The organism is Mycobacterium marinum, assembly GCF_003391395.1.
In the GTDB taxonomy this organism is placed as follows: domain Bacteria; phylum Actinomycetota; class Actinomycetes; order Mycobacteriales; family Mycobacteriaceae; genus Mycobacterium; species Mycobacterium marinum.
Map to the genome: position 1 here is coordinate 5552376 of NZ_CP024190.1, position 21718 is coordinate 5574093.

Genomic DNA, 21718 nt, shown 5'->3' on the forward strand with positions numbered 1-21718 from the left:
TAAGCCGCGCAACGGACTTCAGGTGGGGAACATGTCCTTCCAGGTCCTGGGCGCTTTGCGCGTGTCGGGAACAACCAGATCCGTCTGGCGGTACACCTGACCATCGGGGGCGACGTAACTACCGGTGTGCGGGTCGTATTGGGCAAAAGCCACGGATGGGCCGGGCCGTGCCGCAGCCCGGCCGAGTCCGCTCGGCGCAGCCGACGGCGCGCCGCTTGGTGCGGGAGGCGGGGTGGACGGCACGTCGATGGGTGCAATCGGCGAGACTTCCCCCATCGGTGATGGCGGGCCCAGCGGCCCCGGCGGCATCACCGTTTCCTCCGGCGGGCCCACTCCTGGAGGCAGCGGCGTGCCCGCCACGGGCCCGAAGATTCTCTCGCGGTTCCAGTTGGCCCGGTCGTCGGGCGGGATCCCCTGCGCGATCAGGTTGGGATCCAACGGATAGGTACCGAAGATGTGCTGGCGCATCGCCAGCGGCTCGAATGGTTGGTCGCTCTCACAGATTTCGACGGTCGGCGCCCGCTTTCCGGGCTGACCCATACACGGGTAGTTGCGGGCGCCGCGCACTCCGATGGGTGAATCCTGCGGCAATTTGCAGTACAGCCCGTCCGGGGTGTCAACGATGGTGGTGTCGGCCGGGTTACGCCACTGACTCGGCGGCAGGAAGCCGACCGTGCACGCGGGCGGATCGCTGATGATGAGGTTGAACGCACCGGTGGCCAGTCCGACCGGATTCTTGGTGCCCAGGAAAGATTGAATCGCGGCGGTGAACGGCGGCAGCAGCACCAGGACCTGTTCGACCGAGGCATGGTAGGTCACCGCGATCTGACCGACGGTGGTCAGATTGGCAAGTAGCACTGGCAGCGTCGGCTTGATCTGATCCAGCAGTTTTGATGCCTCGTTGAAGGCACCCGGCCCACGCTCCAACAGGGTGCGTATCTGCGGGTCGTTGTTGGCCAGCTGGCCGCTGACCCCGGCAAGGCTGCGGGCCCACAACCGAATTGAATCGGTGGTTTGCGCCTGCGCGTCCAGAAATGGCCCGCTGTCTTCGGTGAGGGTCCGGGTGCGATCGGCGATGCCATTGAGGTCACCCGATAGCTGTGCTGAAGAGTCGAACAGCGATCCGAAATCGTAACCGACCCCGTTGAATGCGTTGAACGACTCGTCGAGCAACGTGCTGAGCTTGCCCTTGGGAATGCTGTTGATCAGGGCGCTGGTCTGATCGAGCACCGGGCCAATCGGCTGGCCAATCACGGCGCGGTCCCTGGCGATCACCGAGCCATCATGCAAGTAGGGCGGGGAGTCGGTTCGGGGACGCAGATCCACGTAGTACTCGCCCACCGCCGAGATGCTGCGCACCTCGGCTCTCAGATCCGCGGGGATCTTCGGCGAAGCATCGAGAGCCAGGGTGGCTTTCGCGCCGTTGGAGGTCAGGCCGAGCGCGGTGACCTTGCCGATCTGCACGCCGCGGTAGGTCACGTTGCTGAAGCGGTAGAGGCCACCGGTGGCCGGCAGTTCCAGCGTCACAGTCATTTTGCCGATACCGAGCAGTGTCGGGGCTTGGATGTACCAGACCGCCATCACCGCCACACCGACGATTCCCACAATCGCGAAGATCGCCAACTGGATGCGCACGAACCGGGTCAACATCTAGGGACCCCCGTCCGTCGGCGCGGCCTCGGCCGGGGTCGCGCCCGGAATCGGAACCGCCGAATCGGGCGGGGGGCCGGGCGCGGGGTCTGCGGGCGGTGGTGCGTCCGCCGGTGGCGGGCCAGGCGGTATCGGAGCTCCGAACTTGAACTGCAGGTATTCCGGATCCCCCGGAGCCGGAACGCCCTCGGCGCCCAACCGGCCCCAGTGCGTACCCAGCAGGATGCTCTTGCGCAGCCCCGCATTCGTCAAGTCGATGATGAAGTAGCCGTTGACGTAGTCGCCCCGGATATAGCGATCGATGAAGCCCTGGGTGAACGGGAACGTCGGCGCGTAGGCGATGGCGGCGTCGAGGTCCGGTCCGATGTCGGCAAGAGCACTTATCGTCGGTCCCAGGTTCTGCAGGTTCTGCACCAAGTCGGCTCCGGCGTCGTTGACCAGTCTGGTGGCGGTGTCGCTGAACGTCCCGAGCTTGTCGAGCGCCGCCGTGATCCGTGGCCGCTCCCGGATGAGAACGTCCAGCGCCGGCGGAATCTTCTGCAGCGCCTGGGTGATCACGTCGCGCTGGCCGGCCAGCGTACCGGCGAGCCGATTCAGTGCCTGGATCGACGCCACCAGGTTGTCGCGCTGCTCGTCGAATGTGCCGACGAATCTGTCTAGACGCACCAGCAGATCACGAATATCACTGGTACGCCCGGATAGCGCCGCGGTGAAATTGTGAATGATGTCCCCGATTTGCCCCAGCCCACCGGCGTTGAGGATCACCGACAGCGAGGACAACGTCTGCTCGGTCGACGGATAGGTCGACGACCGACTCAGCGGGATGGTGGAGCCCGGTTGCAGCCTTTGGTCAGACACCTGGCCTAACGGTGAATTCAAGGCCAGGTGCATGGATCCCAGTAGGCTGGTCTGGCCGACGCTAGCCACCGCATTGTCCGGGATCACCACTCCGGGCCGCACCGAGATCTCCACGTCGGCGTGCCAACCCCGCACCGTCATCTTGCTGATGCTGCCGACGATGACGTCGTTGATCATCACCGGCGAATTTGCTTCCAGGGTGCCCACGTTGGCGATCTCAACGTGGTAGACGGTGGCTCCCGGCCCCCGCCCCACCGCACCCGGCAAGGGCAACGAGTTGAGCCCGTTGAACGCGCATCCGGTCACCGCCAGCATGACGCAACAGCCGATGGCGAAGAGCCGCCGGAGCGCCGGCATCGCGGTTGGCCCGGTCATGGCTGCGGCCCCTCTGCCGGAAGCAGCATGTCCGATACGTTCGCCGGAGGTGGCGACGGTTCGACCGGCACGCTCGGCGGCGGCGGCTCCGGCATCGCGGCCCCCGGTATCCGCGCCGGCGGCGGCGGGGGCGGTGGCGCCTCCGGAGTGTCCCCCGGCAGCCCGGTGTAGGCCGACACCGCGGGAGGCAACTCGGGCGCTATGGGCTTCGGCCCCTCGCCGCCGGGTGCCAGCCGCTGCTCGGTGTACACGACGTTTTGCAGGTCGAAGGCCGGGGCCAGGATCGGGTTGATCGGAACCGGGAAATAGTTGAAGTTGAAGTACAACAGCGGGTTGAACACCTTCAACGCCGGGCTCAGATACAGGCCGCACAGCTTGCTCGACTCGACCGACGTGACGTTCTCCATGGCGCCGAGTTGTGAGCAGATGGAGAACACCGGGTTGGTGAGGTTCTGGATCCCGACCCCGCCTCGCACATTCCCGACATCCGGGTCGTAGTCGTTGTAGGCGTTGGCAAGCGCGTTCGGCGTGACGTGCAGAACGTTTTTCAGCGCCATCTTGTTATCGACCAGAATCTGCGTGAGGTCGGCCAACCGCGTGATCTGCTCGGCGGTCGCATCACGACTGCCCGCGATGAACCGCCGCACCTCGCCGACCGCGCTGGACAGGTCGGTCAATGCCGCGTCCAAGTCGGACTTGTTGTCGTCGAGCACGCTGGTGAGCGAGGCCAGCCGATCGTTGAACTGCACAATCTGAACGTTGCTGTCTCGCAAGGACCCAATGAACGTCTGCAGGTTCTTGATGATGTCGACGATGTTTCCGCTGCCGTTGGCCAGGATGCGCCCCACCCCGGACAGTTCGGCCAGCGTCTGGCGTAGCTTGTCGCCGTTTCCGTTGCCCAGCGCGTCGGCTGCGCTGTCGATGAACCGCGATATCGATGGGCTGGAAACCTTGCTGTTGGGCCCCAACTCGGTGGCCAGGCGCATCAGTTGGTCTTTCACCTCGTCCCATTCGACGGGTACCGCGGTGCGCTCGATTGGTATCACGGCGCCGTCAGCCATGACGGGGCCGCTCGACCGGTAGGCCGGGGTGAGCTGGACATAGCGGGCAGCCACCAGGTTCTGGGCGACGATCACCGCTTTCGCGTCCGCCGGAATCTGCACGTTGTGGTCGACGTGCAGAATCATCTTCGCCTTGGTCCCGTCGGGGCGGATAGCGGCGATGGTGCCGACCTTCATGCCCGAGACGCGCACATCATCGCCGGGATAGATCGCGGTGGCGGTGGGGAAATAGGCGGTGATCGTGGTGGGACGAAAGAAGGTGTTGCGCAGCGCAACTCCGGCACCAACGACGACGAGCCCGACCAAGGCCACCGCAAGCACAGCCTTGACCTTGCTGCGCGCAGCGCCTTCGAGCCGCATCATCGCGACCCACCCGGGTTTTGGTTGAAGGGGAAGGGGAACAAGGCACGCGGTCCGGCATTGTCCGGCGGTTGACCGGGAGCACCGTGGGCACGGAAGCCGAACGCATAGTCGATGAACCACTGGAAGAATTGAATTGTGAACAAGTTCGGGATGAACGGGTTGTAGTAGAAGCCGCTGGAGACGGTCTCCCCTTGGGTCAGCTCGTACTTTGCCAGTCCCGGCAACGCTTTGGCGAGGTTGTCCCGGTTCTTCTCCAGCATCGCGGTCACCGCGTTCAGCCGCTCCAGTGTCGGTGCGAGCTTGCTTTCGTTGTCGTGGACCAACCCCGACAACTGTTTGGCCACCGCAGATGTGCTGGCCAACAGCCGCACAATCGCTTGCCGCCGGGCCACCAGCATGGACAGCAGGTCATCGGCATTGAGGATCAGCGTGTTGAGCTGCTGACTGCGTTGCGACAGGATGCCGGTGACGTCAGCGGCTCCTTTGAGCAGCTCGCCCAGCGTCTGGTTGCGGCCGTTGAGGGCTTGCGACAGTCTGGTCAGCCCGTCGAATGAGGGGCCCAGCTGCGGCGCAATCTGATTCAGCGTCTCCGACAAGGTATCAAGGGACTGGTTGAGCGCGTCGGTGTTGGTGCCGGCGATGTCGGTCGCCGCGTCGCTGACGGCTTCCGACAGCGAATAGGGCGATGATGTGCGCGATACCGGGATCACAGCCATCGGACGCAGCGTGGTGCCGCCCGCGGATTCAACGGTGAGCACCCGCTGGCCCAGCAGGGAGCCCGTCCTGATGTGCGCGGTGCTGTCTGCCCCGAGCTCAACACCGCCGTTGACGGTGAATGTCACCAGAACATCGCCACGCTGCAACGACATCCCCGACACGGTGCCGACCTTGATACCCGATACCGTCACATCGTTGCCGACGGCGAGGCCGCCGGCATCAGAAAACAGCGCCTGGTAGCGCACGGTGGTGGCTCGTTGCAGCAGCTGTTCGGGGTTCAGCCCGACGGCGATGACCAGCACTATCAGCACCGCGCCGATGAATCCGGCCCGGATGAGACCTGCTCCGCGATACTTAAGCATCCGGTTCCGCGCACCTCCCGGTGACCTGGTGGGTGATGCCCACTTCCACCGTCCGGTACTGCAGATCGGAGACCCGCAGCGCTAGTCCGCACAAGTAGTACGGGAACCAGGCGCCGTAGGAACCGAGCCTCGTCAGCTTTCGGTAGTTGTCCGGCAGCTTCTGCAGCGAAATATCAATGAGGTTCTTGTCTTTATCCAGCAAGGGGGCCAACCGATTCAGTTGATCCACGGTGCCGGCCAACGGCGCGCGGGCGCGGCCAAGCAAATCGGCGATCGATGTGGTGCCGTTGTCCAGCGCGGTGATCGCGGCACCGATGGTGTCGCGGTCCTGCGACAGCGCGCTGATCAACCGCTCCAGGCGGTCGATAGCGCCGGAGAACTTGGTGCCTTCCCTGTTGACGGTGTCTACCACGACGTTGAGATTGTCGATCAGCGCCTGCACCGTTTCGTTGTTGTCCGCCAGCGCGTTGGTGAACGAAGACGTCTTGGACAGCAGTGATTCCAGTGTTGAACCCTCGCCCTGGAAAATCTGAATCAGTGACGCGCTGAGCGCATTGACGTCTTGCGGATTGAGTCCCTGGGTAACGGGTTTCAGTCCGCCCAAGAGCAGATCGAGATCGAGGGCACCGGCGGTGCGCTCAATCGGGATCTGTGATCCGGCGGGCAGCGTTTTCGTGGAGCCAGGGCCATCGACCAGTTCGAGATAGCGGTCACCGACCAGGTTCAGATAGCGCACCACGGCGCGGGTGCCGGTGGTGAGCACGATGTTGCGGTCAGCATCGAATTTCACCAGGACCTTTTTGTCTGTCCGCAGCGAGATGCTGTTGACCGTGCCCACCCGGACTCCGGCGATCCGCACGGTTTCGCCGGGCTTGAGCCGTGAAACGTCGTTGAACAGGGCCGAATAACCGTTTGTCGAGCCGGTTCGGTACTGCCCGAAGATAAAGAACAGAAAGACCGTCAGCACGATCATCACCGCGGCGAACGCCCCGAACTTGATGATCATCGCGCGTGAGCCGGTCATCCGGGTTGCCCGATCTGCATGGTGTTGCGTGGTGGACCATCGATCGGGCCGTACAACAGTTGCTTGAGCGCGTCGGAGTTCAGGAGCAGTTGCGGGTTGCCGTACTGCATCGGGTTGGCGCCGACATCGGCCACCACGAACGGTGGCGCCTTGTCGAAGGGCACCAAGGGCAGGTCATAGCACTGAGGCCCACCGGTGGCGGCCACCTTGGGCAGGTTCGACGGGTACCGGTAGCGTTCGGCGCCGAAGCCCAGGTAGACCAAGACCTTGATCATGGGCTCGGGTAGTGGCGGGGCATGAAGATTCACCAGGGAACCGGAAATGCCGCACCACAACGCTTGGCGGTACTCGTAGAGCAGATCGCTGGTCGGCACCAATAGATCGAGGACATCGGTCAGCGCCTGCCTGTTGCCGCCCACCACGTCGTTGCCCACGTCAGCCAAACCGATCGAGCTGATCAGGAACGCGTCCAAGTTCTGCTGCTCGTCGACGATCGACTTGCTGATCCTGATCGCGTTCTCGGCCGTGTTGACAAGATCCTGTGCCGCGTCCGCGTAGGCGTTGCTCACCACGGGCAGGACTGCGAGGTCGTGGCTCAGTGCGGGAAGACTCGGATCTTGCTTGGCCAGAAAGGCGTCCAAATCCGACAGCATCTGACCGATCTTGTGGCCACGGCCGTTCACCGCCGACGCGATGGCCCCGAGGGTCTCATTGAGCTTGGCCGGATCGATCGCCGACAACAGCGATGTGAGTTGTTGGAATACCGTGTTGACTTCCACGGTGACGTGCTTGCCTTCGAGCACCTGGTGAGGTTGCAGGCTCTCCGATGAAGGCTGCTCGGGCGGAACCAGTTCGACGAACTTGGCGCCGAAGACGCTTGTCGAAGCGATATCGACGAGCACATTGCTCGGGATGAGCCTGATCTGCGATGGGTCCATCGCCAGGTGCAAGACCGCGTCACCGTTGGACCGCACATCGATGGCGGCAACCTTGCCCACTTCCACACCGCGCATCTTCACCTTGGCGTCCGGGTTCATCACCAGCCCGGCACGGGGCGAGACCACGGTCACCGGCACGCTCTGGGTGAAGTCACCGCGGAACAAGCCCACCGCGACGGCCACGATCAAAGCGATCACCAGTACCGTCGCCAACCCGGCCAAGGGGCGTGCGTAGGAGCTGACGCCAAAGTGCCGACCGGGCGACGCCGCGACAGGGGTTGCAGCGCTGGCGGTTTCCGAACGGTGCATCGGGTTGGGACCGAGGTTGCGCGACATTGTCTTTTGTTCGCCTCCCCTAACCCGACAAGTGGAAGTTGCCGTTGGAGCCGTACACCGACAGCGACACCAGCAGCGTCACCGATACCACCACGATCAGCGAGGTACGCACCGCGTTGCCGGTCGCGACCCCGACACCCGCGGGACCACCCGAAGCGAAGTAACCGAAATAGGTATGGATCAGCAAGATCGTGATCGCCATCAACACGGCCTGCAAAAAGGACCACAACAGATCGATCGGGTTGAGAAAGGTTGTGAAGTAGTGCTGATACAGGCCCCCCGACTGGCCGAACAGGATCACCGTGGTGAACTGGCTGGCCAGAAACGACAGGATGACGGCGATGGAATACAGCGGGGTGATCGCCATCATCCCCGCGACGATCCTGGTGCTGACCAGATACGAAACCGGCCGGATCGCCATCGATTCCAGTGCGTCGATCTCTTCGTTGATCCGCATCGCACCCAGCTGCGCGGTGACACCGGCGCCGAAGGTCGCGGCCAAACCGATCCCGGCGACTATGGGCGCGGCAATCCGGACATTGATGAATGCGGCCAGGAAGCCGGTGAGCGCCTCGATGCCGATATTGCCCAACGAGCTATAGCCCTGAACCGCCAGGGTTCCACCGGCGGCCAGGGTCAGGAAGCCGACGATCACCAGTGTCCCGCCGATCATCGCCAGAGTCCCCGCACCCATGCTGATTTCGGCGACCAGGCGAATGATCTCCCGCCGGTAGTGGGTGGCCGCAAAAGGAGCTCCGGCAATCGCCTTGCCGTAGAACAGTGTGTGGTCACCGATGCGGCTCAGCGTGCCGACCGGCTTTTCGAGTTGTCGCGTCATACGCGGATAGACCGCTCTAAGCGCCACAGGGTGTCTTTGCGCCTCCTTTGGGATCCTTGGCCTTCGCAGCTACTTTGCCGACATTCGGATGCCGATCGCGGTGACGACCACATTGACGACGAAGAGCGACATGAATGCATAGACCACCGTTTCGTTAACCGCATTTCCGACGGCCTTGGCTCCGCCGCCGGATATCGTCAGGCCGCGGTAGCAGGCGACCAGTCCGGCGATCAGACCGAAAAGCGCCGCCTTGACGCAGGAGATGATGACTTCGGGCACACCGGTCAGCAGCGTGATGCCGGCGGCGAATGCGCCGGGGTTCACATCCTGGACGAATACCGAGAAGACGTAGCCGCCCACGATGCCGATGATCACCACCAGACTGTTCAGCAGCAGCGCGACCAGCCCGGAGGCCAGCATCCGCGGCGTCACCAGGCGCTGCACCGGATTGATGCCCAAAACCTCCATCGCATCGATCTCTTCGCGGATCGTTCGTGAACCCAGATCGGCGCACATCGCCGTGGCACCGGCACCCGCCACGATCAGCACCGTCACCAGCGGGCCGACCTGAGTGACCGCTCCGAACGCGGCACCGGCGCCGGACAGATCCGCTGCACCCAACTCCCGCAACAAAATGTTGAGGGTGAAGCTGACCAAGACGGTGAATGGGATGGCCACCAACAGCGTCGGCAGCATGGCCACGCGCGCGACAAACCATGACTGCTCCAGGAACTCACGCCACTGGAACGGACGGCGGAAGGCGAATTTGATGGCGTCGGCCGACATCGCGAACAGCCCGCCGACGGCTTGCATTGGTTTGGAGCCGCGCCCGAACGTGATGCCCGGGGTCCAACGGTCGGCCGCCCTATTCGCCATGGGTCCACGGCCCTTCGCCGAGCAGACAGCCAAATACGCTGCGTACCATGTTGATATGGGCGACCCGTAGCTGTGATTGCCCCGGAGGGCATGCCGTTTCGCCGTGTACAGCGGCTACCACCCTCACGCCAGTCCTCCGTTCTGTTGCGTGAGTTGGCGCTTGCAAGCGATGCGGACCCGACCCAGTCCCATGTCTTGCCGCGTTCGGCGATTATTGCTCATCGCACGCCCACGTGGAACCGAAAACGCACAACCGTTATCCGACAAGACGGATAGACCGGCGGCGTTGGCGGCGTTGGGCATGTGGGCTCCGGATTCTAGGTGACGGCACCGGCCGTCTTGAGTTCGATGATGCGGTCCCAGTCGAATCCGAGTTCCAGCAAGATGTCGTCGGTCTGCTCGGCGAACCCGGGCGCCGGTCCGGTCTGCGGCGCGGTCACGTCGAATTGCACTGGGTTGGCGACGAGTTCGAGTTCGCCTGCGCGAACCACATACTCGTTGGCCCGGACTTGCGCGTCGTCGGCCGCTTGCAGCGTGTCCTGCACCGGCGCCCAAGGTCCCGCGAGCGTCGCAAAGCGTTCGCTCCACTCGGCAAGCGTGCGGGCGGAGATGGCTTTGGTCAAGATCTCCACCGCATCCGCCGTGTGGGCGGCGATCTTCTCGACGGTGGCAAAGCGCGGATCCTCGGCTAGGTCCGGTCGGTCGATATGGCGACACACATCGGCCCAGAACTTGGTCGGCTGCATCATCACCAACGAGATGTAGCGACCGTCCGATGTCGCGTACACCCCGACCAGAGGGTTGATCGGCGATCCGTGGATCCCTGGTGGTGGCGCTTCCAGTCGCTGCCCCAGATGGCGGGTCAGCGCCACCGTGTGTCCCAACGACCACAGCCCACTGCCCAGCAGTGATACGTCGACAACCGACGGTTCACCGGTCCGTTCCCGTTTGAGCAGGGCCGCCGCGATGCCACCGGCCAGGTTGGTGCCGGAGATGGTGTCGCCGTACGCCGGCCCCGGCGGATTGATCATCCCCTGGTAGCCCATCGGTGTGATGGTGGCGGCCGTTCCGGCCCGGCACCAGAAGGCCGTCATGTCGTAGCCGCCCTTGGTCGCTTCCTCCCCGCGCGGCCCCAGCGCGCTGCCGCGGGCATAGATGACGGACGGATTCACGGCCCGAATGTCTTCGACATCGATGCCGAACTTGCGCCGCGCGTCCGGCAGAAAACTCGTCAGGAAAACATCTGACCGACGCGCTAACTCGTGCAGCACCTCCTTGCCCTCGGATATCGACATGTCCAGCCCGAGACTGCGCTTCCCGCGGTTGGCATGCTCGATATTGGGGTTGGGATCGCCTTCCACCCGCAACATGCCGGTCTGCCGAAGCCCCCGCTGCGGGTCACCGGTCACCGCGTGTTCGACCTTGATCACGTCGGCGCCCCACTCGGCGAGTACCGCGCCCGCCGACGGGACGAAGCCGTACATGGCGACTTCCAGAACCCGGATGCCTTCCAACGGCTTCATGCCCGGGCCTCCCCGGCCGGTACGGCCGGCATCACGGGCACCGCGAAAGTCTTGCGCTCCAGAAACTCTTCGAGGCCGGCGACGCCCATCTCCCGGCCGACACCCGACTGCTTGAAGCCGCCGAAGGGACTGTCTGCGCCGAAGTAGTTGCCACCATTGATCGAGAACGATCCGGTGCGGATACGGCGGGCGAGGGCCAGGGCGCGCTCCTGGTCGCGACTGAAAACGGCGCCGGCCAGTCCGTAGATCGAGTTATTGGCGATGCTCACCGCGTCGTCGTCATCGTCGAACGCAATCACCACGAGCACCGGCCCGAACACCTCGTCTTGAGCGATCTCGCTGTCCGGGTCGACATTGGTGAGCAGCGTGGGCGCATAGAAGAAGCCCGGATCCAGGCGTTTGCCGCCGGTGACCAGCGTCGCGCCCGCGGCGACGGCCCGACCCACCATCGCGTCGACCTTGTCGCGCTGGCGTTCGTTGATCAGCGGACCCATATAGGTTTTCGGATCAGCCGGGTCACCGTGGCGCACTCTGGCAAAGTTCTGCGCGATCAACTCCACGATCTCGTCGTGGTGGGCCCTGGGCACCAGCAGCCGCGATGTCAGCGCGCAGCCCTGACCCGCGTGGGTGACCATGCTGAAGGCCGCGAACATCGCGGCGCTGGCAAAGTCGGCGTCGTCGAGCATGATCACCGCCGACTTGCCACCTAGCTCCAGGAAGACCCGCTTGACCGTCTGACTTGCCGCGGCCATGATTCGCCGGCCGGTCGCGGTGGACCCGGTGAAGGTCACGACATCGACGTCGGGGCTGGCGGTGAGCACCTCCCCCACCGCCGGATCTGACGAGCTGAGCACGTTGACCACACCGGCCGGAATATCGGTGTGGTTGGCGATCAGTTCACCCAGGGCCAACGTGACCAGTGGGGTGTCCGGCGCGCCTTTGAGCACCACCGTGCAGCCCGCGGCCAGGGCGGGAGCCAGCTTGGCCAACGCGAGCTGGTTCGGATAGTTGTAGGCGATGATGGCCGCCACCACGCCCGCTGCTTCCTTCTCCACCCAGCGGTGGTGGCGCATCCCCCGCGATTCCTTCTCGCCAAGGTCTTCGGAGAACTCGTAGCGCGACGACAAGTCGGCGTAAAAGCGCACGATGCCGATCGGTTCGTCGAGCTGGGCGCCCTGGGTCAGCGCGTGGGTCGCCCCCACTTCGGCGATAGTGAGCTCCCGTAGTTCCTCGGCATGGTCGACCAGGGCCCGGTGCAGCTGGTCCAGGCACCGGATGCGCAACTCGACGTCGGTCGACCACTCGGTCGTGTCGAAGGCGCGCCGGGCCGCCGCAACCGCCGCCTCGGCTTCGGGGACGCCGGCATCGGGGGCATACCCCAGCACCGCACCGGTGGCGGGATTGACAGACGGGAACGTCCGATCGGTGCTGATGAGCCGCCCGCCAATCAACAGTCGGCGCTGCGCCCGCGAGGCGGCCGGGGCCTCGGCAACCCCTGATCGCGCATCCGCGATGGTCTCCGCCGTGTCCTGCGATGACATTCTGCGGCCCCCCGGTGTGGTGACAGTCACGAAAATTTGATTCTCATCTCAGGCGAATCTTACATTCGCCACCCGAGAGTTCAAGAAAGTCGCCCGACCGGATTGCACCGTCGATCGGCTAAGCGATCGCTCAGCGCCCACCGCCGAGTGGCCATTGCCGCTGGCCACACCCCGTTTCGCGGCTAGCTTGCGAGCCGCTTTCGTCCGAGAGTAGGGTTCTCATAATTGCAAGGGAGATTCTTTATGGTTGAGATTGCGACGGCCCCACCAGCGCCTCGGATATTGGCGGAATGAAAACCGCGGTCGTTACCGGTGGCGCATCCGGGATTGGGCTGGCCATCGCACGGCGGCTGCGCGCCGACGGTATCGATGTCGCCACCCTCGACCTCAAAACCCCCGACGGTGAGCTTGCCTTCTCCGCCGATGTCACCAACCGCTCGCAGGTCGATGCCGCGTTGGCGGCGATTCGTCAGCGGCTGGGCCCGGTCACAATTCTGGTCAACGCCGCGGGTTTGGACGGGTTCAAGCGGTTCAGCAACATCACCTTCGAGGACTGGCAGCGAGTGATCGACGTCAACCTCAATGGGGTTTTCCACACGATCCAGGCGGTGCTGCCCGACATGGTGGCGGCGGGCTGGGGCCGAATCGTCAACATCTCATCGTCGAGCACGCATTCGGGCACTCCCTATATGACCCACTATGTGGCGGCGAAGTCCGCCGTCAACGGACTCACCAAGGCATTGGCGCTCGAGTACGGGCCCAGCGGTATCACCGTCAATGCGGTGCCGCCGGGGTTCATCGACACCCCCATGCTGCGCAACGCCGCCGCGCAGGGGCACCTCGGTGACATCGAACAGAACATCGCCCGGACCCCGGTGCGCCGGATCGGCAAGCCGGAAGACATCGCGGCGGCATGCGCCTTTCTGGTGTCCGAGGAAGCCGGCTACATCACGGGTCAGATCCTCGGTGTCAACGGCGGCCGGAACACCTGAGCGTGGAGGTGGGAAGCGTGGAAGGTCAGGCGCCGCGCCGTCCGGTGCGCCAGGCGCTACGACAACAAGAGCAACAAGAGGTGCAGTCCCATGATGGGAGGAGGCACGGTGAAGGTCTGGGTTGATCCACAACGATGCCAGGGGCACACCCTCTGCGCGATGATCGCTCCGGATTCGTTCCAGCTCAGCGATATCGACGGCAGTTCGTCGGCAATCAGCGAGACGGTTCCTGCCGATCAGTGGGACCTGGTCCGGGAGGCCGCTCATTCCTGTCCTGAGCAGGCCATCGTCATCACCGACGAAACATAAAGGGAGACAGCACGTTGAGTGTCGACGATGTAGTGAGCGACAGCGATCACCAGAAGAACCGGTACCGATTCGACCGGCACTCTCCCGAGTACCGATCGCAGTTCAAGGCAATTACCGAGGAGATGCACACCACCTGCCCCATGGCGTGGAGCGATACCTATGGCGGCCACTGGGTAGCCGCTGGCAGCCATGAGGTATTCGAGCTGGCCCGCTGCCCGGCGGTGTCCAACGATCACGACGTCAACAACCAACGCCGCGGCTACAAGGGAATCTCGATCCCGACGGCGAGCCGCATCAACGGCGTGCGGGGCGGCATCTTGGAGATGGACGACCCCGAGCATCGCATTTATCGCACCGTGCTGAACCCATATCTATCGCCGGCCGCGGTCAAACGCTGGGAGCCGTTCATCGACGAAGTGACGCGCGCCTGCCTGGACGAGAGGATCGAACAGGGCAGCATCGACTTCGTCGACGATCTGGCCAACATCGTTCCGGCCGTGCTGACCCTGGCCATCTTGGGCATCCCGCTCGAGAAGTGGAACCTCTACAGTGAGCCAGTCCATGCGGCGGTGTACACGCCGGAACATTCCCCAGACATTCAGCGGGTGACCGAGATGCACCGGCAGATGGGGCTCGACATGGTGACCAACATGATCGAGATTCGCGATACCCCCCGGCCCGGTCTGGTGAATGCCCTGGTCCAGATGCGTATTGACGGCCAACCCGCACCCGATTTGGAGATTCTCGGCAATCTCGGCCTGGTCATCGGCGGCGGATTCGACACCACCACCGCGCTGACCGCCCATGCGCTGGAATGGCTTTCCGAGCATCCCGACGAGCGCGAGCGACTGTGGCGCAACCGCGATACCGTAATCGATTCCGCCACCGAGGAGTTCCTCCGCTACTTCACCCCCGCCCCCGGCGATGGCAGAACCTTTTCCGATGACGTCGAATTTGACGGCATCCATTTCAAAGAGGGTGAACGGCTGTGGATTTCGTGGGCGATGGCCAACCGCGACCCGCAGGTCTTCCCAGACCCGGACGAGCTCGTCCTGGACCGTAAGGGAAACCGGCACTTCAGTTTCGGCATCGGCGTACACCGCTGCATCGGATCCAACGTGGCGCGCACGGTGTTCAAGTCGATGCTGAGCGCCGTCGCCGACCGGATGCCCGACTACCGGTGTGACCCCGACGGGGCGGTCCACTACGAGACCATCGGCGTCATCCAGGGCATGCGCAAGCTGCCCGCAACGTTCACCCCGGGCCGCAAGGTCGGCGCGGGCCTGGACGAGACTCTAGCGAAGCTGCAACGCATCTGCGACGAACAGGAACTCGCGCGGCCCGTCACCGAGCGCAAACAAGCCGCGGTCATCGACTGACGCCCCTCCGGCGAGCAGACACAAAATCGCATCAGATAGCCGGCGATGATGCGATTTCGCGTCTGCTCGCCAGGAAAAGCGGGCCGCGCGGGACGGGTGATCAGCCGCGGGGTAGCCCCAGTACCCGCTGGGCGATGATGTTGCGCTGAATCTCCGAGGTACCCCCGGCAATGGTGCCGGAAAAGCTGCGGGCGTATCGCTCGAACCAGCTGGCGAAGTAGTGATCCAAATTCATCGGCGCATACGGCCCGGTCAGTGCGGGGTGAATCAGCCCGTCGGATCCGGCGGCCGCCAAAGCATGTTCACTGGCCCGCAGTTCGGCTTCCGAACCGAGCAGCTTGAGCACCGAGATTGCGGACGTGTCGTCCTCACCTCGGGAAGCGCGCGCCAGCGCCACCGAACCCAAGAGCCGCAGGGCCTGCTTGTCCATCACCATGGTGGCGTATCGGTCATGGTCGAGTTCGGTGACCGGATGCAAGTCTGCGATCAGATTGTCCAACCGGTCGGCGAATCCCAGCCACATCATGGTGCGCTCGTGCCCCAGCGATCCATTGGCCACCCGCCAGCCCCCGTTGAGCGCCCCAACCAGATTCGCGGCGGGCACCCGCACATCGCTGAAAAACACCTCGTTGAAGTCCAAGTCATCGGCGGAACAGATGGACGGGAAGGGCCGGCGCACCACACCGGCGGTATCGGTGGGTATCAGTAATGCACTGATCCCCTTGTGCTTTGGCGCGTCGGGGTCGGTGCGCACGAAGGTCAGTAGGAGGTCCGCGTCATGGGCCCCCGAGGTCCATACCTTCTGGCCGTTGACCACGAAGTGATCGCCGTCGAGCAGGGCGCGAGTGCGCAGCGACGCCAGGTCGGAGCCGGCGCTGGGCTCGCTCATGCCTAGCGAAGCGGTGATCTGCGCCCGCAGTATCGGCACCGCCCACCGCAGCTTCTGCTCGTCGGTTCCAAACGACAGTATCGACGCGGCAACGATATTCACGCCCTGCGGGTTGAGGCTGTGATAGATCCGCCGGCGGCACAGTTCCTCGAGATGTACGAACTGCTGAACCACCGTCGCGTTGCGCCCGCCGAACTCTGGGGGTTGCCCCGGCAGCAGCCAACCGTTGTCGAACAGCAGTCGCTGCCAGCGACGTGCCCACTGGGGCATATGCGAAACCGACCTGGGGCGCTCTACCGTTTCACTCGCCGGCGGAAGGTGTTCGTCGAGGAAGGTGGCAAACTCGGTCCGGAACGCCTCGACGTCGGGATCAAAAGTCAGCTGCACGGTATTCCTCAGCGATCTGGACTCGATGCTGCGCCGCACCACCTAGCATGAGTTCGCCCGCTTTTGCCCGTTTGAGCGCAAACTGTAGGTCGTTCTCCCAGGTGAATCCCATTGCGCCAAAAAGCTGTAACCCATGGCGGAACACCAGTGACTGGCACTCGCCCGCCGATGCCTTGGCCATCGCCGCGGCCAGGCGCCGGCGCGGATCATCGGCGGAGATGGTCAGCGCGGCAAAATACGCCAGGGCCCGGGCCCGCTGCACCGCGACATGCATGTCCGCCGCCTTGTGCTGGACGGCCTGGAAGGAGCCGATCGGCACACCGAATTGGTGACGGCTGCGCACATGTTCGAGCACCAGATCGAGAATGCGCTGGCAGGCGCCGACCATCGTGATGGCCATGCCAGTCAGGGCGATGTGGCGAGCCCGCTCGGCGTCGACGCCCACTCGGGCGTTCTCCGGCACCCTGACCTCGCGAAAGGACAGGTCCGCGACGTGTAGCACCGGGTCGAAGACGGATTCACGTCGAGCCGAAACCTGGCTGGCCGCCACGATGAACACCCCAGCGTCGGTCACCACCGCCAACCGGTCTGCGCGGTCCCCTTCCAGGACATGGCGTGCCGTCCCGTCCAACAGCCACCCCTGCGCGTCCCGGCGCACCGTTATCCCGCTGTACACGGCGGTGCCCGATTGATGAGGGTCGAAGCAACCGGCGGCCAGCGGCGCGAACTGACTCATCGTCGCCAAGAAGGGAGTGGGATCGGTCGCGTGGCCCAACTCCTCGAGCACAATCGCCAACTCCACCGCGCTGGCCGGATCGTTCAACTCGGTCCAGCCGAGGTCTACGTACACCTTCCACAGCGGATCGGAGTCGGCACCATTCTCGGCGACGCTGCGGACCAGCGACGGCGGGCATTGCTTGGTGACCACGTCGCGCACCGTCGCCTGCCAGAGCCGCTGATCAGCATCGAACTCCAACAGCATGCGGACCGCCTCCCGTCGTGCGTTCTCTGGCGAGAATAGCATTCTCAGTATCGGAAGCGTTAATCTCACTGCAGGGCTGTGGGGTGCAGGGAGGGACGGTAATGCTGGACGCCGCAACGACACTGTGGGAGATCGAGGCGATCAAGCAGCTCAAGGCCCGATACTGCCGCTACCTGGACACCAAACGATGGGACGACTGGCGGACGCTGTTCACCGACGATTTCCTCAGCGACACCTCGCGCTGCGGCGGGAAGGTAATCCACGGCGCCGACGAGTTCGTGGCCTACGTTCGCGCCACCTTGGGAAGGACCTCGCGCCCCACCGTGCATCAGGTGCACGCGCCGGAAATCACGCTGAGCTCGCCGACGACGGCGACCGGTGTCTGGGCGCTGCAGGATGTGGTGCGGTTGGGCCCCGGGGTCAACCTCGACGGGCGTGGTCACTACCACGAAACCTACGAGAAGCTCGATGGCGCGTGGCTCATCAAGAGTTCCACCTTGACCAGGTTGCGTGAGGACGTCTTCAATCCCGTTTTCTCCGTGCCGATCTCACCTCGGCTCCGCGACGCGGCGGCGGCGCTGCTGCACCGACTGGGCCGGTAACCGATGACGTCGGAGACCGTGCTCAATACCGGCGCCTTCGGACAGGTCGGCAAGCGCTGCACCGAGATCCTTTTGCGCCGTGGGCACACCGTGGTCGCAATGGACCTCGCCACCGAAAGCTCGGCCGTCATCGCTGCGGGTTTGCAGCAGGCCCGCACGGCCGGGGTGCTGATCCCGGTGTTCATCGATCTCACCGACGGCGCCGACGTGTCCACCGCGGTGGCCCGCCATCGGCCCACGGTGATCGTGCACCTGGCGGCGATCGTCTCACCACCCTCCTACCGCAATCCCCGGATGGCCCACCAGGTCAATGTCGGGGGCACCCGCAACCTGGTGACCGCGGCGCAAGCCTTGACCGATCCGCCGCTGTTCGTGTTCGCCTCTAGCGCAGCGGTCTACGGCTCCCGTAACCCTCACCGCCAGCCCGAACGCATCACCGCCACTACGCCGGTGAACCCCATCGACCAATACGGCGAGAACAAGGTCCTGGCCGAGCTCGCGATCGCCGAAAGCGGTCTGCCTTACGCCATGTTGCGACTGGGTGGAGTCGTCTCGCCCGACACCTCGGCCAAACTCGACACCGACTACCTGCTGTTGATGCGCGCCACCCCGACCGACAACCGCATGCATTCGGTCGATGCCCGCGATGTGGCGCTGGCCTTCGCCAACGCCGTGGCACGCAGAGCCGCTATCGAACAGAAGGTGCTGGTGATCGGGGGGCGACGACAGCCATGCCCACCTGATGTGCGACCTACAGGACGACGTCATGTGCGCGGTCGGCATCGGCGGGCTTGGCCCGTCGGCGGGCCTACCCGGCAATCCGGAAGACGACCGCGGTTGGGGCTTCACCGGCTGGTTCGACACCACCGAATCCCAAGCCCTACTTGGGTACCAAGAGCACGATTGGTCTGACACCCTGGCCTGGGTCGCCGGCGGGCTGGGACGTCGCCGCATCCTGCTCAAAGCGTTGGGGCCGATGTTGCGCCCGGCGTTGCGGGCGCTGTTGGGGCTGCAACGTCGGCTCGAACACCGCGGCCGGTATGCCGACCCGTGGCGGCTCATCGGCTCCAAGTACGGCCATGAAGCGCTGGCCACCACCGCACACTTGGTGGATTAACTCCCAAGACCCGGAAAGGCCGGCCGGTCCCAGCGATCCAGATTGACAACGTCGGAAAGCGGCCGCCGACGCAGCGGCCCGTGTTTGCCCTGGGGCCAACCGATGACGATATGACCGGCCAACAGCCAATCCTCGGGTACGCCGACGGCCTCGCGCAGCAACCGTTCCCCGCCGTAGGAAGCCCAGCTGGTCATACAGGCGCCCAAGCCCTGAGCCCGGGCGGCCAGCAGGAAGTTCTGCATGGCGGGAAAGATCGATCCGCCGAGCAGAAGTTCGGACGCCGTCGGGTAATGCTGCTGGGCGAACAAGACTGACGTGAATTCGCCTGCCCGATCGTGTAACTCGTAGGTGGCCCGGTAGGTGCGAGCACGCCGGCTGTCATCGTCGGCCGCCGGCCTGTGCATTCCGTAGACCGGCTCGATCACCGCCAGTGCGCGCGCCGCCGCCGCGGCCACCACCGCCCGTTGTTCGGGCGATCGCAGTACCACGAAGCGCCAGCCTTGAGCATTGGCCCCGGACGGCGCCCACGTGGCCGCCTCCAGACACCGGGTAAGGGTGGCGTCGTCGACCGGCTGGTCGGTGAAGCGGCGGACCGTCCGGGCGGTCGACATCACCTCCCAGATGTCACCGGTCGCGCCGCCGCTGGGGCTGGCTGCCTCGGGCACCTCAACGTCATATCAGTATTGCCACCAAACCGATAGCGTTCGAGTTTTGATTTCGGGAGGCGGGTGCTTTCCGGACCGGATCAACTCGGCGGAGCGTGGACGAATTCGGCTCTGCGCCAAGGAACGAATTTGCTTTATGCCAGCAAAGTCCCCAAGCGACACACCCGTTGACATTTCGGGGCAGGTCGGCATCCGAAAGATACAGTTTCCACCTGTGCAGAAGGATGCGTGATGACATGGGCTGACGCGGTCGACAAGATGTCGCGGCGTGAGTTTTTGGCTAAGTTGGCCGCCGCCACCAGTACCGGAGCACTCATGTCATTGGCCGGACCAGTGATCGAAAAAGCTTACGGCGCGGGGCCGTGCTCCGGACATTTGACCGACATCGAGCACATCGTGCTGTTAATGCAGGAGAATCGGTCGTTCGATCACTACTTCGGCACGCTGTCGGGCGTCGAGGGCTTCGACACCCCGACGCCATTGTTTGCGCAAAAGGGCTGGAACCCACGGACGCAGGCGCCGGACCCGGCTAGCACCACCCTGCCGTTCCGCCTCGACACCACCAGACCCCCGTTGCTCAATGGCGCGTGTGTCAATGACCCCGACCATGGTTGGGCCACCTTGCACGATTCGTGGAACGGCGGAGCCAACGACAACTGGCTACCGGCGCAGGCACGGACCCGTTCGGCGGCCAACATCCCTGCGACGCTGGGCTATCACACCCGCGATGATCTCCCGATTCATTTTCTGCTGGCCGACACATTCACGGTCTGCGACCACTACTTTTGCTCGGTGATCGGGCCCACGTTTCCCAACCGGCTGTACTGGGTGAGCGCCTGGCTCGATCCCGACGGCGCCAACGGCGGGCCACTGGTTGAGACCATCCCGACCCCGCCGATCGGCAAGTTCAGCTGGCCCATCATGCCGCAGCATCTCAGCGATGCGGGAGTCAGCTGGAAAATGTACTACGACAAGCGATTAGGGCCCGCGGTGAACAGCTACGTGGGTTACGGCGAGATTGTGCGATGGTTCACCCAAGCCCAAGACCCAAGGTCGGATCTGGTTCGCTTCGGGGCCACGCCCCGCTACCCCCGGGACTTCGCCACCGACGTCAAAGCCAATCGCCTGCCCCAGGTTTCCTGGTTGATTCCGAATTTTTTGGAGTCTGAACACCCCGCGATGCCGAACGCGGGCGGGGCCATCGCGTTCATGGACGTGCTGCGGATTCTGCTGTCGAATCCGGCGGTGTGGGAAAAGACAGCGCTGATCGTCAGCTACGACGAAAACGGCGGGTTCTTCGACCATGTGGTGCCGCCCACCCCACCGGACGGGACGCCGGGCGAATATCTGACCGTCCCTGACATCGACAAGGTCCGCGGGTCCGGCGGTATACGCGGCCCGATTGGTTTGGGCTATCGCGTTCCCGGCCTGGTTATCTCCCCATTCAGCCGCGGCGGGCTGGTGGCCCACGACGTGTTCGACCACACGTCGCAGCTGCGATTGATCGAGACACGCTTCGGCGTTCCGGTACCCAACCTCACCGCGTGGCGCAGAAACGTCACCGGGGACATGACGTCGGCCTTCAACTTCGGTGTGCCGCCGAACCCGTCGCGACCCAACCTGAACCAGTCCAAACGCGTCCTGCCTCAGCTGGCGCAATGCGGGCTCGGGGTCGAAGCGGTGGCGGGAATATTTGAGCTGAATCCGCCCTACCGGGTTCCCTACCCGCAAGCGATGCCCGCCCAGGAGACCACGCCCGTCAGGGGGGTTCCCAGCGGCCTGTGCTGAGCCGCCGGCCACCGTTGAGCCATCGTTGGCCGCACCGACGGCAACTATTGACCGGGACCGGACTCCGCGCCGGACGGGGTTGCGCCGTAACCGATTTCAGAGCAGCAGGCGGGTGCACTCGGCGCGTGTACCCTGGAAAGAAGTTG

At 64.4% G+C, this 21718-nt stretch carries 18 protein-coding genes and 1 pseudogene; 6 read left to right on the forward strand and 13 right to left on the reverse strand.

The features are described from left to right. Positions 1-18: 18 nt before the first annotated feature. From CCUG20998_RS23355 to CCUG20998_RS23405, 10 genes are all read right to left on the reverse strand, one after another. Positions 19-1650 carry an MCE family protein gene (locus CCUG20998_RS23355; RefSeq protein WP_020729548.1) on the reverse strand — a complete coding sequence of 544 codons (1632 nt, stop codon included), beginning with the start codon at positions 1648-1650 and terminating at the stop codon, positions 19-21. Beyond that, on the reverse strand, positions 1651-2883 hold the full coding sequence (locus CCUG20998_RS23360; RefSeq protein ID WP_050674627.1) for an MCE family protein: 1233 nt from the start codon (positions 2881-2883) through the stop codon (positions 1651-1653). Further along, on the reverse strand, positions 2880-4307 hold the full coding sequence (locus CCUG20998_RS23365; protein WP_081651049.1) for an MCE family protein: 1428 nt from the start codon (positions 4305-4307) through the stop codon (positions 2880-2882). Before CCUG20998_RS23365 ends, CCUG20998_RS23360 begins: the two co-directional genes overlap by 4 nt. After that, positions 4304-5386 carry an MCE family protein gene (locus CCUG20998_RS23370; protein WP_020729545.1) on the reverse strand — a complete coding sequence of 361 codons (1083 nt, stop codon included), beginning with the start codon at positions 5384-5386 and terminating at the stop codon, positions 4304-4306. The genes CCUG20998_RS23365 and CCUG20998_RS23370 overlap by 4 nt, the downstream gene beginning before the upstream one ends. Further along, on the reverse strand, positions 5379-6410 hold the full coding sequence (locus CCUG20998_RS23375) for an MCE family protein (protein ID WP_020729544.1): 1032 nt from the start codon (positions 6408-6410) through the stop codon (positions 5379-5381). Before CCUG20998_RS23375 ends, CCUG20998_RS23370 begins: the two co-directional genes overlap by 8 nt. Then, positions 6407-7684 (reverse strand): MCE family protein, encoded by a 1278-nt coding sequence (locus tag CCUG20998_RS23380; protein ID WP_020729543.1) that lies wholly within the window; start codon positions 7682-7684, stop codon positions 6407-6409. The genes CCUG20998_RS23375 and CCUG20998_RS23380 overlap by 4 nt, the downstream gene beginning before the upstream one ends. Positions 7685-7703: 19 nt before the next feature. Beyond that, positions 7704-8549 (reverse strand): ABC transporter permease, encoded by an 846-nt coding sequence (locus CCUG20998_RS23385; RefSeq protein ID WP_012396250.1) that lies wholly within the window; start codon positions 8547-8549, stop codon positions 7704-7706. Positions 8550-8591: 42 nt separating this feature from the next. After that, the gene (locus CCUG20998_RS23390) at positions 8592-9398 is read right to left on the reverse strand and encodes an MlaE family ABC transporter permease (RefSeq protein WP_012396251.1); all 807 of its coding nucleotides are present in this window, start codon (positions 9396-9398) and stop codon (positions 8592-8594) included. Positions 9399-9715: 317 nt separating this feature from the next. Beyond that, entirely contained in the window at positions 9716-10921 is a 1206-nt protein-coding gene (locus tag CCUG20998_RS23400; RefSeq protein WP_020729541.1) for a CaiB/BaiF CoA transferase family protein, read from the reverse strand. After that, positions 10918-12462: an aldehyde dehydrogenase family protein gene (locus tag CCUG20998_RS23405; protein ID WP_036456035.1), complete on the reverse strand. Its 1545-nt coding sequence runs from the start codon at positions 12460-12462 to the stop codon at positions 10918-10920. The genes CCUG20998_RS23400 and CCUG20998_RS23405 overlap by 4 nt, the downstream gene beginning before the upstream one ends. Before the next feature lie 290 nt (positions 12463-12752). Here CCUG20998_RS23405 and CCUG20998_RS23410 point away from each other — a divergent pair, with 290 nt between their 5' ends. From CCUG20998_RS23410 to CCUG20998_RS23420, 3 genes are all read left to right on the forward strand, one after another. Then, entirely contained in the window at positions 12753-13454 is a 702-nt protein-coding gene (locus CCUG20998_RS23410; protein WP_020726585.1) for an SDR family NAD(P)-dependent oxidoreductase, read from the forward strand. 108 nt (positions 13455-13562) lie between these two features. After that, positions 13563-13763 (forward strand): ferredoxin, encoded by a 201-nt coding sequence (locus CCUG20998_RS23415; RefSeq protein WP_011738671.1) that lies wholly within the window; start codon positions 13563-13565, stop codon positions 13761-13763. Positions 13764-13777: 14 nt separating this feature from the next. Beyond that, positions 13778-15142 (forward strand): cytochrome P450, encoded by a 1365-nt coding sequence (locus CCUG20998_RS23420; protein WP_020729539.1) that lies wholly within the window; start codon positions 13778-13780, stop codon positions 15140-15142. A gap of 100 nt (positions 15143-15242) precedes the next feature. Here CCUG20998_RS23420 and CCUG20998_RS23425 read toward each other — a convergent pair whose 3' ends face one another. Both CCUG20998_RS23425 and CCUG20998_RS23430 read right to left on the reverse strand, forming a co-directional pair. After that, positions 15243-16418 carry an acyl-CoA dehydrogenase family protein gene (locus CCUG20998_RS23425; RefSeq protein WP_020729538.1) on the reverse strand — a complete coding sequence of 392 codons (1176 nt, stop codon included), beginning with the start codon at positions 16416-16418 and terminating at the stop codon, positions 15243-15245. Beyond that, positions 16402-17400, reverse strand: coding sequence for an acyl-CoA dehydrogenase family protein (locus tag CCUG20998_RS23430; protein ID WP_020729537.1), 999 nt, complete (start codon positions 17398-17400; stop codon positions 16402-16404). Before CCUG20998_RS23430 ends, CCUG20998_RS23425 begins: the two co-directional genes overlap by 17 nt. Positions 17401-17501: 101 nt before the next feature. On the opposite strand from CCUG20998_RS23430, the gene CCUG20998_RS23435 reads away from it, so the two are divergent. Together CCUG20998_RS23435 and CCUG20998_RS23440 are read left to right on the forward strand one after the other, a co-directional pair. Continuing rightward, positions 17502-18002: a nuclear transport factor 2 family protein gene (locus CCUG20998_RS23435; RefSeq protein ID WP_020729536.1), complete on the forward strand. Its 501-nt coding sequence runs from the start codon at positions 17502-17504 to the stop codon at positions 18000-18002. Positions 18003-18005: 3 nt separating this feature from the next. Then, positions 18006-19119: pseudogene (locus tag CCUG20998_RS23440) on the forward strand (NAD-dependent epimerase/dehydratase family protein). Here the strand turns inward: CCUG20998_RS23440 and CCUG20998_RS23445 are convergent. Next, positions 19116-19730, reverse strand: coding sequence for a nitroreductase family protein (locus CCUG20998_RS23445; protein ID WP_050674705.1), 615 nt, complete (start codon positions 19728-19730; stop codon positions 19116-19118). The pseudogene CCUG20998_RS23440 and the gene CCUG20998_RS23445 overlap by 4 nt on opposite strands. A 285-nt stretch (positions 19731-20015) precedes the next feature. Between CCUG20998_RS23445 and CCUG20998_RS23450 the strand changes: the two genes are divergently transcribed. After that, positions 20016-21572: a phospholipase C gene (locus CCUG20998_RS23450; protein ID WP_020729532.1), complete on the forward strand. Its 1557-nt coding sequence runs from the start codon at positions 20016-20018 to the stop codon at positions 21570-21572. The last annotated feature ends 146 nt before the right edge of the window (positions 21573-21718 follow it).

Bases quoted from the DNA above. Each gene is read 5' to 3' on its own strand.
- CCUG20998_RS23355 (WP_020729548.1), bottom strand. From the start codon at position 1,650: ATGTTGACCCGGTTCGTGCGCATCCAGTTGGCGATCTTCGCGATTGTG.
- CCUG20998_RS23360 (WP_050674627.1), bottom strand. From the start codon at position 2,883: ATGACCGGGCCAACCGCGATGCCGGCGCTCCGGCGGCTCTTCGCCATC.
- CCUG20998_RS23365 (WP_081651049.1), bottom strand. From the start codon at position 4,307: ATGATGCGGCTCGAAGGCGCTGCGCGCAGCAAGGTCAAGGCTGTGCTT.
- CCUG20998_RS23370 (WP_020729545.1), bottom strand. From the start codon at position 5,386: ATGCTTAAGTATCGCGGAGCAGGTCTCATCCGGGCCGGATTCATCGGC.
- CCUG20998_RS23375 (WP_020729544.1), bottom strand. From the start codon at position 6,410: ATGACCGGCTCACGCGCGATGATCATCAAGTTCGGGGCGTTCGCCGCG.
- CCUG20998_RS23380 (WP_020729543.1), bottom strand. From the start codon at position 7,684: ATGTCGCGCAACCTCGGTCCCAACCCGATGCACCGTTCGGAAACCGCC.
- CCUG20998_RS23390 (WP_012396251.1), bottom strand. From the start codon at position 9,398: ATGGCGAATAGGGCGGCCGACCGTTGGACCCCGGGCATCACGTTCGGG.
- CCUG20998_RS23400 (WP_020729541.1), bottom strand. From the start codon at position 10,921: ATGAAGCCGTTGGAAGGCATCCGGGTTCTGGAAGTCGCCATGTACGGC.
- CCUG20998_RS23405 (WP_036456035.1), bottom strand. From the start codon at position 12,462: ATGTCATCGCAGGACACGGCGGAGACCATCGCGGATGCGCGATCAGGG.
- CCUG20998_RS23410 (WP_020726585.1), top strand. From the start codon at position 12,753: ATGAAAACCGCGGTCGTTACCGGTGGCGCATCCGGGATTGGGCTGGCC.
- CCUG20998_RS23430 (WP_020729537.1), bottom strand. From the start codon at position 17,400: ATGCTGTTGGAGTTCGATGCTGATCAGCGGCTCTGGCAGGCGACGGTG.
- CCUG20998_RS23435 (WP_020729536.1), top strand. From the start codon at position 17,502: ATGCTGGACGCCGCAACGACACTGTGGGAGATCGAGGCGATCAAGCAG.
- CCUG20998_RS23445 (WP_050674705.1), bottom strand. From the start codon at position 19,730: ATGTCGACCGCCCGGACGGTCCGCCGCTTCACCGACCAGCCGGTCGAC.
- CCUG20998_RS23450 (WP_020729532.1), top strand. From the start codon at position 20,016: ATGACATGGGCTGACGCGGTCGACAAGATGTCGCGGCGTGAGTTTTTG.